General features: G+C 60.4%; 2 tRNA genes. Both read right to left on the minus strand.

The annotated features are described in order from the left end of the window. Positions 1 to 84: 84 nt before the first annotated feature. Positions 85 to 160 (minus strand) — tRNA-Ala (locus H926_RS0110950). A gap of 131 nt (positions 161 to 291) precedes the next feature. After that, positions 292 to 368: transfer RNA gene (locus H926_RS0110955), tRNA-Ile, on the minus strand. Positions 369 to 480: the final 112 nt, after the last annotated feature.

A 480-nucleotide genomic window follows, 5' to 3' on the forward strand; every position in this document is an offset into this window, starting at 1 on the left:
CGGCCGGAACCCGTTTCTTCATCCCCGGAGATTTTCGCGTCGAGCAATTCCACCACTCCAGCCAACCGCAAAGGCAGTGGCGAATGGTGGAGCCTATCGGGATCGAACCGATGACCCCCTGCTTGCAAAGCAGGTGCTCTCCCAGCTGAGCTAAGGCCCCAAAAATCGCTTGGTCCTGCTCGCCAGCCCGTCAGTCGTGGCAAAGCCACGCCTTATGGCCTGGCATCGCCCCGCTGGCCGGTCTTGGCACTGGGCAAATTAGCTGCGCTAATTCGTCCTGTGCCTGCGACATGGTGGGCCGAGCAAGAGTTGAACTTGCGACCTCACGCTTATCAGGCGTGCGCTCTAACCACCTGAGCTACCGGCCCACGTCGAGCCAGGCTGGCCACACAGGCCGCCAAGCGGCGTTAGCCAGCTCAGGCAGGCAACATGGTCAAGACTGACCATGTTATCTCCGTTGATGAAGGGACATGAGGACGA

This window comes from Novosphingobium sp. B-7 (assembly GCF_000410615.1).
Classification (GTDB): Bacteria; Pseudomonadota; Alphaproteobacteria; order Sphingomonadales; family Sphingomonadaceae; genus Novosphingobium; species Novosphingobium capsulatum.